The following is a 16002-nucleotide window of genomic DNA, read 5'->3' on the forward strand; positions in this document are numbered from 1 at the left end:
TCCCCCATTGATTTGAAGTGCTGAGGGTTAAGTCTCGTGAGACGCGAAATCGGACCACCTCTGTGCAACTTTTTTTTCGTCAGGCCATGCGCGGCTTCAACGTCACCCAGTAGCGGGTGAAATGCTGCACGTCGAGCTGCAAGGTGTCCGCCACTGCGGTGATGATTTTTTCGGTGTTATCCAGCGGGAATGTGCCTGACACACGAAGGTCCGCCAAGGCGGGGTCGCAGGCCAGGTGCCCACGGCGATAGCGGCTGACGTCGTCGAGAAAGGCCGCCAAGCGTTGGCCTTGGGCAACCAGCATGCCTTGGCTCCAGGCCGGAGCGACGGGGGGCACGGACTGACGGTCGAGCACGCCCTGGCGGCTGAAGCTGGCCTGCTCCCCGGCACTCAGCAGAAGGGGCGGATGGGGCTGCAAGGCGGGTTGCACCGACAAGCTGCCCTGATACACGCTGACCTGGGTGAGCTCGGCGTGCAGCCTCACATTGAACTGCGCCAGTGTCGATGCGAGGCGGCCATGCACGGTGTCCACCCACAGCGGCCGGCTATCGGCGCGGGGCGAGCGGCTGATCAGCACCTCGCCGCGCAGCAACCGCAAGCGGCGTGCCTGATGGTCGAACGCCACATCAAGGGCGCTGTCGGTGTTCAGCTGTACCTGGGTGCCATCGGCCAGCGTCAAGCGCCGTTGCTCGCCAATGCGGCTGTGGTAGTCCGCGCGCCAGTCTTGTACCAGCGCGGCGTCTTTCAGGTACCAGGCGCCGGCACCTGCGGCCATCAGCAGCGACAGTTGCTTGAGCGCCGTGCGCCGCGACGGCTGCTGGCGTAGCGCCGCGTGGGCCAAGGCGCGTTGGCCTGGGCTGCGCATGTCCTGCATGCGTTGGGCGAACACCTGGGTCCGTTGCCAGGCGTGCTCGTGCAGCGGGTGCGCTTGGCGCCAGCTCATGCAGGCGGCCAGGGTGGCAGCGCTGACCGCCGGCTCTTGCAGTTCGAGGTGCCACTGCATGGCCTGCTCGGCCACCTCGCCCGGGATCGATGCAGAGCCCTGGCCGTTCATGGCAGGTCCAGGCTGTGATCGAGCATGATGCACAGGGCGCCTGCCTTGACGATGTAGCGCTTCACCGTGGTAATCGACACGGCCAGCCGCTCGGCAATGTCCGCATGCCCCAGGCCATCCACCTGCGACAGCAGGAACGCCTCGCGCACCGGGCGCTCCAGGCCGTCGAGGGCGGCGTCGAGGGCGATCAGGGTTTCCAGCAGGATTGCCTGGGTTTCCAGGCTGGGCGCGACCTGTTCGGGCAGGGTCGCCAGCGCCTCGAGGTAGGCGCGTTCGAGTTTCTGCCGGCGAAAATGGTTGCACAACACGCTTTGCGCCACCTTCGCCAGGAAGGTGCGGGGTGCATGCAACTGTGGCACGTTCTGTTTGTTCAGCAGGCGCAGGAAGGTATCTTGCGCCAGGTCCGCTGCGCTTTGCGAGCAGTTCAGCCGCAGCCTTAGCCAGCGCGTCAGCCAGCTGTGTTGCTGGCGATAGAGCAAGGCCACATCGCACAGAAGGGGATCAGGGGAAGGGAGCATGGAGTGCGGCCGCCGCAGGGGTCATTGTTGCAAACGATAATGCTTATCATATATACGGCTTGGGCAGCCCTGCAATACGCGCGCGCTGCAAATGCCTTGGCGGTCTCTGGTCCGATATAAAACTGCTGCCCACCGGGAAGGCGCACACTGGCTGTAGCTCAGATCATCTGAGCATTGAGAGGTGTGTATGACCACTGGCAAGCGCTTCACAGAGGCTGATGCCCCCGCTGTTGAACCAGGGCACGGCGAAGACTGGCCAACCGGGAAAGATGAAGACGATACCGAGGCGCAGACGCCGACGGAAAGCCAAAGAGGTTCCGGCCATCCCGACCCGTCCAGAGCCTCTGCGGCAGAGCGGTACAGCTATCAGCCGAAGCAGAAAATCAGGCCATAACGCTTGGCTATACGGCAGGACGTACAGGCGGCAGGTAGGGAAGCAGGCGTTCGGTCTCTTTCCTGACCACCGCGTAACACTCGCAACTGAGCTGCTCCAGGTGTGCCCTGTCGAGCACCCTGATATGACCCCGGTTGTATTCGATCACGCCCAGCCGCTGCAGTTTGCCAGCGGCGTCGGTCACCCCTTCGCGGCGCACGCCCAGCATGTTGGCGATCAGTTCCTGGGTCATGCACAGCCGGTCGCCCGGCAGGCGGTCCAGCGACAGCAACAGCCAGCGGCACAGTTGCTGGTCGATGGAATGGTGCCGGTTGCACACCGCCGTTTGCGCCATTTGGGTGATCAATGCCTGGGTGTAGCGCAGCATCAACATCATCAGCTCGCCATGGCGGTTGAACTCGTCCTTCAAACGCTGACATGGCAGGCGATAGGCATGCCCGGCGCTTTGCACGATCGCACGGCTGGGGGTGCTTTCGCCGCCCATGAACACGGCGATGCCAACCAGCCCTTCATTGCCCACCACCGAGATTTCCGCCGAGGCGCCGTTCTCCATTACGTACAACAACGAGACGATCGCATCGGTGGGGAAGTAGACGTGGCGTAGGGTGTCGCCGGACTCGTAGAGCGCTTTGCCAAGGGGCAGGCTGACCCGTTCCAGGTGCGGCTCCAACCGGGCGAACGTGTCCGCGGTCAGCGCGGCCAACAGGTGATTTTGCCGGGGGTTGGAGGTGGGTTGCATGCGCGGGACCGTCGGGGGCAGCGGTTGTCGCAACAAGGTTAGCCCCCACTGGCACGTGCTGCATACCCGTCGGCCCTCAGTTAATGGGCAAAGGGGACGGCTGGTACTCGGCGATCACCTGGTGCAGTACGCCATCATCCTTGAGCGGCAGTACCGCTTGGGCCAGCCGCTGGCCGTCGAGGGTCAGGGTCAGTTCGGCATTAGCGCCGTTGCGTACTTCAATGCGATACGGGGTGCTGCCGAATCGGTAGTGCAGGGTGTAACCGGGCCAGTCCGCTGGCAGCAGCGGCTGAATCCGCAGGGTGTCCCCGCAGCGTTGCAGGCCTAGCAGGCTCTCCAAAATCAGCCGGTACATCCAGCCAGCGGAGCCGGTGTACCAGCTCCAGCCGCCGCGCCCTGCGTGGGGTGCGACGGCGTAGACATCGGCGGCCATCACATAGGGCTCGACCTTGTACGTTTCGATCAACCCATTGCTGCCCTGGCGCACCGGGTTGATCAAGCGCAGCAGTTCCCAGGCCTTGGCGGCATCGCCCAGGCTGGCATAGGCCATGCTCGCCCAGATGGCCGCGTGGGTGTACTGCCCGCCATTTTCGCGCACGCCGGGCAGGTAGCCTTTGATGTAGCCGGGGTCGAGATCGCCGTGGTCGAAGGGTGGGTCGAGCAGCTTGACGATGCCGATGTCGCGGCGCACCAGGTGTTTGTCCAGCGCGGCCATGGCGGCCCGTGCCCGTCCATGCGGGGCAACCCCGGACAGCACTGCCCAGCTCTGCGCCAGCGAGTCGATGCGGCACTCCAGGTTGCTGGCCGAACCGAGCACCTGGCCGTCGTCGAACCAGGCGCGGCGGTACCAGCCACCGTCCCAGGCATGCTGCTCCAGGTGCTCGGCAAGGGTGGCGGCCTGGCGGCTGCACTGCAGGGCGAAGGCGCTGTCGCCGTGGCCCAGGGCGACGCTGGCGAACGCCCGCAACACCTCGTGGCCGAAGAACCCCAGCCACACGCTTTCGCCCAGGCCTTGTTCACCGACGCGGTTCATGCCGTCGTTCCAGTCCCCGCTGCCCATCAACGGCAGGCCGTGAACCCCATATTGCAGGGCATGCCCGAGGGCACGCTGGCAATGCTGGTACAGGCTCTCGACCAGGTTCGCCTGGGAGGGCAGGTCGTAATAGGACTCTTCGCCGGCATTCAGCGCACGTCCCTGCAGGTACCCGACCGGCTCGTCCAGCACCGCGTGGTCGCCTGTCAGTGCCACATAGCGGCTGGTTGCCAGCGGCAGCCACAGCAAGTCGTCGGAGCAGCGGGTACGCACCCCGCGCTGCAGCGGTGGGTGCCACCAGTGCTGCACATCGCCTTCGGCATACTGGTGCGCAGCGCACGCCAGCAGGTGCTGGCGGGCCAGGGCTGGGGTGGCGTGGAGCATGGCCATGCTGTCTTGCAGTTGGTCGCGAAAACCGATGGCGCCGCCGGACTGGTAAAAGCCGCTGCGCGCCCAGAAACGGCAGGCAATCACCTGGTACAGCAACCAACCGTTGGCCAGCACATCCAGGGACGGCTCGGGGGTTTCGATCTGCACGCTGCCCAAGGTGTCGCGCCAGTAGGCCTGGACCTTTGCCAGAGCGTCCAGGGCCGCGCGCAGCCCTCGGTATTGCTGCACGCAGTGGCTGGCGGCCTCGGCGTTTGGCCCGGCACCCAGGCGGAACACCACGTCGCGGCTTTCACCCGCTTGCAGCAGGACGCTGACCTGCACGGCCGTGCACGGGTCCAGCCCGGCGCCCGTGCGCCCTGACAGCCGCGCCTGGCGCAGGCCTGCCGGGGCTTGGCAATCGCCATTGCGCCCGAGGAATTCGCTGCGGTCACAGGTAATGCCATACAAGGGCAGGTCGCAATCGACAAAGCCCACATGCCGCGCAAACGCCTCGGCATAGCGGTTACGGGCAAACACGGCGCCGCTGGCCGGGTCGATTTCAGTCACCACGTGCATGGCCGACTTGCTGCGCAGGTCGCCCAGCACCCACTCGACAAAGCAGGTCACCGACAACCGTCGCGCCTGCGTCGAGCGGTTATGCAACTTGAGCCGACTGAACTTGATCGGCGCATCCAGCGCGACATACACCCACAGCTCGCTGTCCAGGCCGTCGTCGGCGTATTCGAAAACGCTGTAGCCAAAGCCATGCCGGGTGCGATAACGGCCAGGGCCTGGGCAAGGCATCGGGGTGGGCGACCAACACTGCCCGCTGTCTTCGTCACGCAGGTAAAGGGTTTCGCCGCTGGGGTCGCAAACCGGGTCATTGTGCCAAGGGGTCAGGCGGTATTCGTGGGCGTTCTCGTACCAGGTATAGGCACTGCCGGCCTCCGACAACACGCTGCCAAACTGCGGGTTGGCCAGGACATTGACCCACGGCGCCGGGGGTGGCAGGCCATCAGCGTGGGCGATGAGGTACTCACGGCCATCGGCGCTGTAACCGCCGTAGCGGTTGCCCAGCACCCGCGCCGGTGCGTCTGCCAGCGAGCGGCTATCGGGTTTGCTCGGGGGGTAGGCCAGGGTCGCCTCGAACACGGCGGGGGCTGGCGGCGCGTGGCGGTGATGTAATTGCTCGGCCAGCGTGCCGTGGCTGTCGCTGAGCACCAGCCGCGCCACCGACAGGGTAAGGGTGCGGTCCTCTGCCGACAGTTGCTGCGCCGGGCGCACGAAGATCCCGCCGGGGCGATCGAGCAGCGCAGCCTCGCTGCCGGAGGTGACGATGCCCATGATCTGCTCCTGCAATTGCTGGCGGTAACCGGCCTGGTCTTCGTTCCAGATCACCAAGTCCAGCGCCAGGCCCTTCTGCCGCCAATAGGCATGGGCGAGCACCATTTGCTTGACCAAGTGCAAGTTGGCCGGGTCAGCAATCTGCACCAGCACGATCGGCAGGTCCCCCGACAGCCCCTGGCCCCACAGGCCCGACTGGCTGCGCCGGTTGCTGGCCAGCAGGGCGCCGCTGGCCCGCAGCGCCGCGTTGGGGTAGAGCACCGACGCGGCCATCTGCTCGAACAGCCGGGCATCGTTGAGCGACCCATTCAGCTGTCGCAACTGCACCTGGCTATGGGGCCAGGCCAGGTCGAACACCCGGTCGGCCAAGTGCCGGTCGCGGTACCTGGCAATCTGCTGCAGGCAGGCGTCGCGGCTGTCGGTCACGCCGGTGACCAGGTCGACCGTGGCCTTCTGGCCAGGTGCCAGGCTGATGCGGCAGCGAATCGCCACGATCGGGTCGAGCACTGCCCCGGCACTGTCGGACAAGGCCTCGGTGTGGCGGTCCAGTGCCGCCGGGGCCACCAGTGTGCGGCCACGGCCGATGAAACGCGCACGGTCGGTTTCGTAAGACACCGCATCGATGTCGGCGCCATGCACGGCCAGCACATGGCACATCCACGGCACCGCATCCTGCTGCGAGCGCGGCCGCCGGGTGCAGATGATGGCCTGCAGCGGGCGGACCAGTTCGGTCTGCACGAACAGCTTGCTGAATGCCGGGTGCAAGGCATCGCTGAGCGCCGGTGCCAGCACCACTTCGGCGTAGCTGGTCAGCTCCAGGGTGCGCGGCTGGTCACTGTGGTTGGTCAGGTGCAGGCGCCGCAGTTCGATGTCGTCTTCGGGGGAAACGGCTATTTCGGTATGGCAGTCGAAGTCGTTTTCACGGATACGGAACTCGGCGCGGCCATCGCTGAAGATTGCTTCCTGATTACTGCCGCGGTGCCGCGTGGGCTGGTAGGTGGTTGACCAGAATGCACCGCTGGCGACGTCCCGCAGGTAGCAGAAGCAGCCCAGGTCATCGCGGGTGGCGTCTTCGCGCCAACGGGTCACGGCCACGCCATTGCGCTGGCTGTAGCCACTGCCGACATGGTTGACCATGACGTGGTAGCGGCCATTGGAAAGCAGTTGCACGGCGGGGTGGCGCCGATTCGGTTCGCTGAACACCCGTAGCCGGGTTTCGCCTGTGTGGCCTGCCGCGTCCACGGCCGGTGCCTGCAGGGTATGCAGGTACGGCGCGGCGGTTTTCGGCACGCGTTCCTGTAACAGCAGCAGGCTGGCCTGGCATTGCGGGTCGGAGGTGAAGCGCCGTTGCATGGGTTTGTCCAGCAACAAGGAAGTCAGGGCCAGCAGGCTCATGCCCTGGTGGTGAGCCATGAACGAGCGGATCACCACGGCGCTCTGGCCCGGGGGGAGGCGCGCCTCGCTGTAGTCAATGGCTTCGTACAGCCCGAAGCGGCCAGCCAGCCCCAGTGTGCTCAGGCGCTGCAAGTTACGGCAGGCGGCGCCCGGCGCTACCAACAGGGCCAGCGCACTGGCGTAGGGGGCGACCACGCGTTCTTCGCCCAGGCCGCGTTTGAGGCCCAGGCCGGGTACCCCAAACGCCCGATATTGGTAGTTCAGGTGAGCGTCCAGGGCGTTGTAGGCCGACTCAGAAACGCCCCAGGGGATGCCCAGCAGGTTGCCGTGGTCGATCTGCCGTTCGACTGCGGCGCGGCAGGTCTGGTCGAGCAAGGTGCCTTCGTAGCTCGGCATCACCAGCAGCGGCATCAGGTACTCGAACATCGACCCCGACCACGACAACAGCACTGGCACACCGGCATTGCTGGTGAGTAGCCGGCCCAAGGCGAACCAGCTTGCCTGGGGGACTTGGCCCTGGGCGATGACCACGAAGTTGGTCAGGCGCATTTCCGAGGCCAGCAAGTCATAGAACGCGGTGTCCAGGCGATGTTCATCGGCGTTGTAGCCGATGGCGAGCAGGTCGCGCTGGGTGTCGTAGAGGAAGCTGAAGTCCATGCTGGCGATGGCGGCGATCCGCTGCGCCAGGCTGTGCGCTTGCTCGATGCGCTGGCAGGCCTGCGTGCGGACGGTGGCCACGGCCAGGCGTTCGTCGGCGGGCCAGTGGTCCGGCTCTAGCTGCGCAAGCTGGCGCCAGCTCAACGCTGCCTGAAGCGCCGGCGCATTGCCGGGTGGCAGTTGCAAGGCGTGCAGCTCGCCAGCCAGGTCCAGGCATTGCTGATGCAGGGCCTCCAGCCAGAACAGGCAATCGTCGGCCTCGGTAGCGGGCGGGGCGTATTGTTGGATCAGCCCTTGTACTTGCTCGGTGAGCTGTTGCATCAACGAGGCAGGCAACGGGGCCGGTTGCTCATGGGCTTGCCGCAGCTGTTTGCCCAGCGCTTCCAGCGGTTCGCCAGCCCGGCCTGCGGTGGCGAACGTTTCGTGCAGGATATCGAGCGTGTCCAGCAGGCCCTGGCTCAGGCGGCGGTCAAGCACGGGGGTATCGGCCATCGCCAGCAGCCCGGGCTTGAGCGTCAGCAGCAGGGCCGCCAGGTTGCCGCTGTCCACCGCAGAAATGTACAGCGGGTGCAAGGGCGCGCGGGTCTGGGTGTCGTACCAGTTGTAGAAGTGCCCCTTGTAGCGCTCCAGGTGGTCCAGGCTGTCGAGCATCGGGGTCAGGCGCTGGAGCAGGCGGCCGGCCGTCAGGTAACCAAAATCATGGGCGGCCAAGTGCGAGAGCAGGGCCATGCCGATGTTGGTAGGCGAGGTGCGGTGGGCGATGTTGGGGAAGGGCGGCTCCTGCAGGTTGTCGGGCGGCAGCCAGTTGTCGGCAGGGCCTACATGGCGGTCGAAGAAGGCCCAATTGCGCCTGGCCAGCCGGTGCAGAAAACGCAAGTCCTGGGCCTGCGGTGCAAACACGCTGCGCCCGCGCGTGCGGCTCAGCCACCAGGCCAGGGCCGGGCCAAGCAGCCACAGCGCGAGAATGGGCGACGCCAGCAGCAGGACACTGGGGTGTAGCGCCAAGGCGCCCGTCAGCAGCAGCACCAGGGCGGGCTGTACCCATTGCTCGCGATACACCGCCTGCAGGGTATCGGCACTGTTGCGTTCATCCTCCCGCGAAGGGTTCCACTGCAGCAGCCGGCGTTTGCTCACGGTCAGCCGCCACAGCGTGCGGGCGATGGCATCCAGGCTGTAGCGGGTCTCGAACGGCAACCAGGCCAGCGACAACCCGGCCCGCACGAAGTAGATGCCCGAGGTGTGCAGGGCGGCAAGCAGGTGCTCGGCCAGTGGCACATCAGTGGTCTTGCGCACCAGTTCGAGCAGCGTGTCCAGCAGTGGGCGGGTCAGCAGCAGGCCCAGCAGCGCGACGGTCCACAGCAGCGGCGTGGTGCTGGCCAGCCAGCCCCACAGCAATGCCGTCAGCAGCGCGGCCGGCTCCAGGCTGCGGCGCAGGTTGTCGAAGATCTTCCACCGCGACAGCGCACTCAGCGGGCGCTGCGCCTGGCCTTCGACGCCGGTGCGCAGCCACGGCACCAGCCACGGTAGCAGTTGCCAATCGCCGCGTATCCAGCGGTGGCGGCGCTTTACATCGGCGCTGTAACGCGCCGGATACGCCTCGAACAACTGCACGTCACTGAGCAGGCCGGCATGGGCGTAGCAGCCTTCGATCAGGTCGTGGCTGAGTACACGGTTGTCGGCAAAGCGCCCCTCCAGGGCCCGCTCGAAGGCATCCACGGCGTAGATGCCCTTGCCAATGAAGGAGCCACTGAGGAACAGGTCCTGGTACACGTCCGACACCGCCAGGGTATAAGGGTCCACCCCGGCATCGCTGCCGAACAGGCGGGCATAGGGGGAGCGCGACACGCTGGGCAGGCTGATGCCGACCCGTGGTTGCAGGATCGCGTAGCCTGACCGGATGCGGCCGCTGTCGGCATCGAAGCAGGCGCGGTTCAAGGGGTGCTGCATGGCACCGACAAACTTCTGCGCCACATCGCGTGGCAACTGGGTGTCGGTGTCCAGGGTGATGACGTAGCGCACCCGATCGAGCGTGCGCAGGTCGCCGACGATGCGCATGAAGCGCTCGGCCCCGCGTCCACGCAGCAGGGCATTGAGCACTGCGAGCTTGCCGCGCTTGCGCTCGTGGCCCATCCAGCATCGCTCGGTGGGGTTCCACAGCCGCGGCCGGTGCAACAGGAAGAAGCGCTCACCGTATTTTTTGTTCAGTGCACCAATACCGTCACTGGCGAGGTCGAGCAGGGCCGTGTCTTCGGCGCAGGTTTGTGTGGGGGCATCCATAAAGTCGCTCAACAGCGCGAAATGCAGGTGGTCATCACGGTTGGCCAGGTAGCGCACCTCAAGGCCTTCGACCAGCTCTTCGACGTCGGCCGCGCTGCCCAGCAGGCTCGGCACCACGACCAGGGTGCGGGCCTCGACGGGAATCCCCGCGGCGTAGTCCAGCCGTGGCAGAAACGCAGGCTTCACGGTCAGGGTCACCAGCCAGTTGACCAGGCCGATGGCAAGCCGGCTGGTGGTCAGCAGCACGGGAAGGGCCATAGCCGCCACTGCCCAGGCAGGCCAGCCCTCGGCGGCCATGCCCGCGACGAAGCCCCAGGCCAACAGGCACGAGAGCAGTGCCGATGGCATCAGGTAGAACGCCAGTGGTGCCCGGTGCAACAGGCGCTGCCAGCGCTCGCCAAGCGCCACCCGCGCCCCCAGGCGCTGTTCCAGCAACGCCAGGCCAGCGCCTGCCAGGTAATAGCCGACGTGGGCTGCCTGTGAGTGCGACGTCGCGCTTGCGGCACGCGCCAGTTCGATGGCGGTGTGTGCCACCTGTTCTTCACTGAAGGCGCTGTGCCGCGCCAGCCGTTCGACGATGTGCCGATAGTGATCACGGCTGGCGAAGTCCATGGCTGCGTACACGGCGGCGGGGTCTTGGCCGAGTACTTGCTCGACATGGCTCAGGTGTTCGACGAACAGCCGCCAGTCCACGGTCGACAGCAGCCGCAGGCTGCCGATGCTGTTGCTGATGGAGACCTGGTCGATGGCCTGCTGTTGCGCATCGAGCTGCACCTGGCGCTCGATGCTCATTGCCGACTCGCCCAGCAGTTGCTCGATCCAGGCCAGTGGCTGGGTCAACGCGCTGCTGTGGCCCTGCAGCCGCCTGGCCAGCTCGGCGACGAAGGCGGCGGTCATCGGTGGCTCCGAGCGGGCCATGTCGGCCACCACCAGTACCACGCTTTTGGCATCGCGTTCGGCGGTTTCGCTGAGGGTGTCGGCCCAGCCATTGGCCAGGTCTCGGTCCGCCCCGTTGGCCATGACCCGGGCGGCCACACGGCGCAGGTTCTCGATCAGCGCCAGCCTCAGCATGATCGGGATCGCCCAGAGCTCGCCCAGGGTCAGCGTGGCGGTTTGCTGATAGGCCTCGACAAAGTGGCTCAGGCTCTCGACGTCGACCCGGCCATCGCCGTGGCAGATGGTTTCCAGTGCAATGTCATAGACCCGCGGCAAGCCGCTAGAGGCGCCATTGTCCAGCCGGGGCAGTTGCAGGCTGTAATCGCTGGGCAGGTGGCGTTTGGCGATGCGGATATGGCTTTCGACCAGGTAAAAGTTGTCGAGCAGCCACTGCGCGGCAGGCAGCGTCGGGCGTGAGTCGGGCAGGGCGGCGGCGAGGGCGGTACAGCTTGCGTAGAGCATGCGTTCGTTATCGGCCAGGCGGTCGAGCAGCGAATCGTCGGCAGGCAACTGGCTCAAGCGGTGCTGGCTGGCGAGCCAGGTGCCGTGCTCGGCCAGTTGCTTGGCGCTGTACAGCTCCGAGCGCAGCAGGCTTTCGTAGGTGAACGCGTGCCGTGGCGCGCGCCAGCGCCGGGCACGGTTGGCCAGGCGTTGCACGTAGCTGAGTGCGCGAAGCCAAGGGTTGTCCATGGGTGTCGGGTGCCGTGAGCTGACCGGTAGATAAGCAGTGTGCGTGGGGCAGGCAGGCTGGGTCTGTACGGTAGCGAACAGACCCGCCCGGGTAGCGGGCACATGCTGCTCCTGCCTCCCGTTGAACCTGTTCCGCCATAGGAGTTTGCCCCGTGCTTTCCCTCGCCCTGATGCCCCCTTTACCGGCGCCGATGTACAAGCCGACCGTGTCGCCCCAGCAGATGCTGGGCATGGTCTGCCATGACCTGCGTACACCGCTGCAGGCCGTGAGCATGGCTGCAGAGTTGCTGTCGCGTCGCCAGCACACTGCCGATACGCTCAAGCTGCTGGGCACCATCAGCGATTCGGTGGCGCGGGCCCAGCGGCTGGTGGCGGACCTTCTGGACTACACGTTGCCGCAAGAAGGGCGGGGCATTGCCCTGCATCCTGTGCTGTGCGACCTGTCAGAGGCTGTTGCAAGGTGCGTGGAAGAGCTGCGCCTGACCTGCCCCGATTACCCCTTGATTCACCTGCACCTGGGCGAGCGCAGCGCCCTGTTCGACAAGGACCGCCTTCATCAAGCCGTCAGCAACCTGGTCGCCAATGCCGTCGCCTATGGCGAGCGCGGTGCGCCCATACAAGTGACATCGCGCAGTTATGGGCGTGCAGCTACCGTGAGCGTACACAATTGGGGCGTACCCATCCCTGCCGAGCTGCTTGGGCGCCTGTTCGAGCCGCTGGTACGCGGCCAGCAACGGGCTGCAAAGGCCGGCAGCATTGGGCTGGGGCTGTTTATTGTCAGGCAGATAGCCCAGGCGCATGCAGGTGAAGTTTCGGTCACATCGACCGAGCAGGCGGGTACTACCTTCTGCATCACCCTGGCGATGCCGCTCCCGCAGTGATCACATGACCCGCCCTTTGTAGGAGCAGCCTTGTGCTGCGAAGAGGCCGGCGACAGCACCCTTGATCTTCGCAATGTTCACTGGCCTCTTCGCAGCACAAGGCTGCTCCTACCGGGAAGTGTGCAGCCATTGCATGCCAGGCTCAGGCGCCTGTTTTCTGCATCACCCTGGCGATGCCGGTACCGCAGTGATCACATGGCCCGCCCTTTGTAGGAGCAGCCTTGTGCTGCGAAGAGGCCGGCGACAGCACCGTTGATCTTCGCAATGTTCACTGGCCTCTTCGCAGCACAAGGCTGCTCCTACTGGGAAGTGTGCAGCCATTGCATGCCAGGCTCAGGCACGTGTTTTCTGAATCAACCTGGCGATGCCGATACCGCAGTGATCACATGACCCGCCCTTTGTAGGAGCAGCCTTTGCCTGCCTGGTCAGGCGCCTGGTAGGGGTGCGCGGCGGGCCTGGGGCGCGGCCCATAGCAGCTGTGCCACGCCAATGGCGCGCTCTTCGAAACCGCCCTGGCAATAACACAGGTAGAACTCCCACAGGCGCTGGAAGGTTTCGTCGTAGCCCAACTCCATCAACGCGTTGCGCGCATGGCGCAGGTTGTCGCGCCAATGGCGCAGGGTGCGCGCATAGTCGGTGCCAAAGTCCTCCAGGTGCACCAGGTTCAGCGCCGTCTGGCGGCTGGCGGTGTCGAGCAGGACGCTTAGCGAGGGCAGGGCACCCCCGGGGAAGATGTAGCGTTGTATGAAGTCCACCGAACGCCGGGCCTTTTCGTAGCGCTGGTCACGAATGGTGATGGCCTGCAACAGCATCAGGCCGTCGTCCTTTAGCAGCGCGGCGCAGTGGCGAAAGTACAGGGGCAGGTAACGATGGCCGACGGCTTCGATCATTTCGATCGACACCAACTTGTCGAAGCGCCCTTGCAAATCGCGGTAGTCCTCGCGCAGTACCGTGATGCGCTGCTCCAGGCCTGCCGCCTGCACACGTTGCAGCGTGTGCGCGTACTGCGCCTCGGAAAGCGTCGTTGTGGTCACGCGGCAGCCGAAGTGGGTAGCGGCATGGATGGCCAAGCTGCCCCAGCCGCTGCCGATTTCCAGCAGGTGCTCGTGGGGCTTGAGCTCAAGCTTCTGGCAGATGCGCTCCAGCTTGTTCAGCTGGGCCTGCTCCAAGCTCTGCTCGGGGCTGTCGAACTGTGCCGCGGAATACATCAGGGTTGGGTCGAGCAGCCGTTCGAACAGCGCATTGCCCAGGTCGTAGTGGGCCAGGATGTTGCGCCGCGCACCGCGCCGGCTGTTGCGGTTAAGGCGATGCAGTAGGCGCAGTGCCGGGCGGCCGAAGCGCGCCAGGCCACCTTCAAGGGCATCCAGCACGTCCAGGTTGGCCACGAACAGGCGGGTTACCGCCGCCAGGTCGGGGGTGCGCCAGTAGCCGTGGATATAAGCCTCCCCAGCACCGATCGAACCGTTGCCGGCGATCAGGCTCCAGGCGGCATCATCGACGATCTCGACTTCGGCATACAGCGCGCTGCCGGCGTCACCGAAGTTCCAGTGCTGGTCATTGCAAATCAAACGCAGGCAGCCTTGGCTCAAGCGCCGCAATTGCGCCAGCACGGCCATCCGGGCCAGGCTGCCAAGTACCGGCGTCAGGCCGGCCGACTTGCTAACGCTCAGTGTGGGGTCGGACATGGTCAGGTTCCTTACAGGCGTGGCCAAGGCTCAGGTCGCCCTGGCTGGCGGTGTGGTTGTAGACAGGGGTGCGCTTGAGCAGCAGGCGCAGGGCCTGCCAGTAGATGGCAGACACCGTACGCAGGCTCATCCACGGGAAGCTCAGGATGTAGCGGTGCAAGGCGGGCCGGTCCAGCGGTTCGCGGCGCAGCGCCAGGTGGGCCTCGAATACCTTGTGCCCATCGCGCCAGTTCGCCATGTGCACGTGGACGCGCTGGCCGTCGAGCACGAAGCGCAGGCGGTAGTCCATGTCCAGCGGCATGAACGGCGATACATGAAACGCCTTGGCCAGGCTAAATGCGTCGGGTTGGCCGTTTTGCACCGGTAGCACGTAGTGGTGGCGCTGCCGCCAAGGTGTATTGCGGACCTCCAGCAGTATCGCCACCAGGTGGCCGTCGCGGTCATGGCAGAAGTAGACGCTCACCGGGTTGAACGACAGCCCCCAGCAGCGCAGTTGCGTGAGCAGGTGCACCGCGCCTTCGGGTGCGTGCCCGGTTGCTTGGCCGACCAGCTGGCGGGCGGCCTGGGCCAACGGTATGCCACGCACGGTCAGTGCGGGCAGGTAGTCGGTTTCCCGCCAGCACAAGGGCGCCAGCCGCGAACGCGCGAGCCAGCGCGACAGGCCGCGCCAGTGTGTTTGCTCGTCCAGGTCCAGGTAGAACATGCCGACCCGGTAGCGGAATGCATGGTGCCGCGGGGTCAGCCGCCGATGGCTGACCCAGCCATGACACAGGCTGCTGTTCACAAGCGCTCTCCGAAGTATTCTGCCACTTTCAACGCGCTGAGCACGCCGTCTTCATGGAAGCCGTTGCCCCAGTAGGCACCGCAGTAGTAGCTGTGCTGGCGGCCCTGCAATTCGCCTTGGCGGGCCTGCGCAGCCAAGGCCGCAAGGCTGTACTGCGGGTGGCTGTAGCTGAAGCGGGCGAGCACCTGCGCCGGGTCAATCTGTGCGGTCTGGTTGAGGCTCACGCAGAAGGTGACCGGGGCGTCGATGCCCTGCAGGATGTTCATGTTGTAGGTGAGTGCCGCAGGTGCCTGCTCGGCGCCGCCCAGCCGATAGTTCCAGCTGGCCCAGGCTTTGCGCCGACGCGGTAGCAGGCGAGTGTCGGTGTGCAGCACCACATCGTTGCTGGCGTAGGTGAGGGTACCCAGCACCGCGCGCTCGTCCGCACTGGGTGTTGCCAGCAGGGCCAGGGCCTGGTCGCTGTGGCAGGCGAACACCACCTTGTCGAAGCGCTCGGTACCGGCAGCGCTGATCACAGTCACGCCGTCGGCGTCACGGATCACCCGGGCCACGGGGCAGTTGCGCCGGATACGCTCGGCAAAGGGCCGGCACAACGGTGCCACGTAGCTGCGCGATCCACCTTCGATCACCCGCCATTGCGGGCGCTGGTTGACCGACAGCAAACCGTGGTTGCGGCAAAAACGCACGAAAAACTGCAACGGAAAGCCCAGCATGTCGGCGCGTGACATCGACCAGATCGCCGAGCCCATGGGCACGATGTAGTGGTTGATGAAGCGCCGCCCATAGCCGTGTGTGCGCAGGTAGCTGCCCAGCGTGGTGTCTTCTTCGATGCGCCGGTTGTCCAGGTCGGCCAGGGCTTGGCGATTGAAGCGCAGGATGTCGCGCAGCATGCCCCAGAACCCAGGTGACAACAGGTTGCGCCGTTGGGCGAACAAGGTGTCGAGGTCATGGCCGTTGTACTCCAGGCCACTGGCGGGGTCATGCACCGCAAAGCTCATCTGAGTCGGCCGCGAAGCCACCCCCAGGTGTTCGAGCAGGCGAATGAAATGCGGGTAAGTCCAGTCGTTGAAGACGATGAACCCGGTGTCCAGCGCATACTGCTGGCCGCCCCAGTTCACGTCGACGGTGTGGGTGTGGCCACCCACCCAGTCAGCCGCCTCGAACACCGTCAGCGCATGCTGGCGTGAGAGCAAGTGGGCACAGGTGAGGCCAGCGATACCGCTGCCGATGATTGCGATGCGCATGG

General features: G+C 65.6%; 8 protein-coding genes. 1 reads left to right on the plus strand and 7 read right to left on the minus strand.

Features of this window, described 5'->3' with window-relative positions; translation table 11 throughout:
- Nucleotides 1-79 precede the first annotated feature (79 nt).
- From D886_RS0123565 to D886_RS0123580, 4 genes are all read right to left on the minus strand, one after another.
- A complete protein-coding gene (locus D886_RS0123565; RefSeq protein ID WP_027596238.1) occupies nt 80-1054 on the minus strand; it encodes a FecR domain-containing protein in 975 nt (324 codons plus the stop codon).
- Nucleotides 1051-1572, minus strand: coding sequence for a sigma-70 family RNA polymerase sigma factor (locus tag D886_RS0123570; RefSeq protein ID WP_027596239.1), 522 nt, complete (start codon nt 1570-1572; stop codon nt 1051-1053). The genes D886_RS0123565 and D886_RS0123570 overlap by 4 nt, the downstream gene beginning before the upstream one ends.
- 401 nt (nt 1573-1973) lie before the next feature.
- A complete protein-coding gene (locus D886_RS0123575; RefSeq protein WP_027596240.1) occupies nt 1974-2705 on the minus strand; it encodes a Crp/Fnr family transcriptional regulator in 732 nt (243 codons plus the stop codon).
- Between the two features lie 76 nt (nt 2706-2781).
- A complete protein-coding gene (locus tag D886_RS0123580; protein WP_027596241.1) occupies nt 2782-11406 on the minus strand; it encodes a GH36-type glycosyl hydrolase domain-containing protein in 8625 nt (2874 codons plus the stop codon).
- Nucleotides 11407-11558: 152 nt separating this feature from the next.
- Between D886_RS0123580 and D886_RS27230 the strand changes: the two genes are divergently transcribed.
- Nucleotides 11559-12287: a sensor histidine kinase KdpD gene (locus D886_RS27230; RefSeq protein ID WP_050580781.1), complete on the plus strand. Its 729-nt coding sequence runs from the start codon at nt 11559-11561 to the stop codon at nt 12285-12287.
- A 425-nt stretch (nt 12288-12712) separates the two neighbouring features.
- Here D886_RS27230 and D886_RS0123590 read toward each other — a convergent pair whose 3' ends face one another.
- From D886_RS0123590 to D886_RS0123600, 3 genes are read right to left on the minus strand one after another with little or no spacing between them, the layout of a single operon-like run.
- A complete protein-coding gene (locus tag D886_RS0123590) occupies nt 12713-13972 on the minus strand; it encodes a cyclopropane-fatty-acyl-phospholipid synthase family protein (protein ID WP_027596242.1) in 1260 nt (419 codons plus the stop codon).
- Entirely contained in the window at nt 13947-14756 is an 810-nt protein-coding gene (locus tag D886_RS0123595; RefSeq protein ID WP_027596243.1) for a DUF1365 domain-containing protein, read from the minus strand. The genes D886_RS0123590 and D886_RS0123595 overlap by 26 nt, the downstream gene beginning before the upstream one ends.
- Complete coding sequence (locus D886_RS0123600; RefSeq protein ID WP_027596244.1) at nt 14753-16000, minus strand: NAD(P)/FAD-dependent oxidoreductase; 1248 nt, start codon at nt 15998-16000, stop codon at nt 14753-14755. Before D886_RS0123600 ends, D886_RS0123595 begins: the two co-directional genes overlap by 4 nt.
- Nucleotides 16001-16002: the final 2 nt, after the last annotated feature.

Source organism: Pseudomonas sp. LAIL14HWK12:I7 (genome assembly GCF_000483465.1).
Classification (GTDB): domain Bacteria; phylum Pseudomonadota; class Gammaproteobacteria; order Pseudomonadales; family Pseudomonadaceae; genus Aquipseudomonas; species Aquipseudomonas kermanshahensis.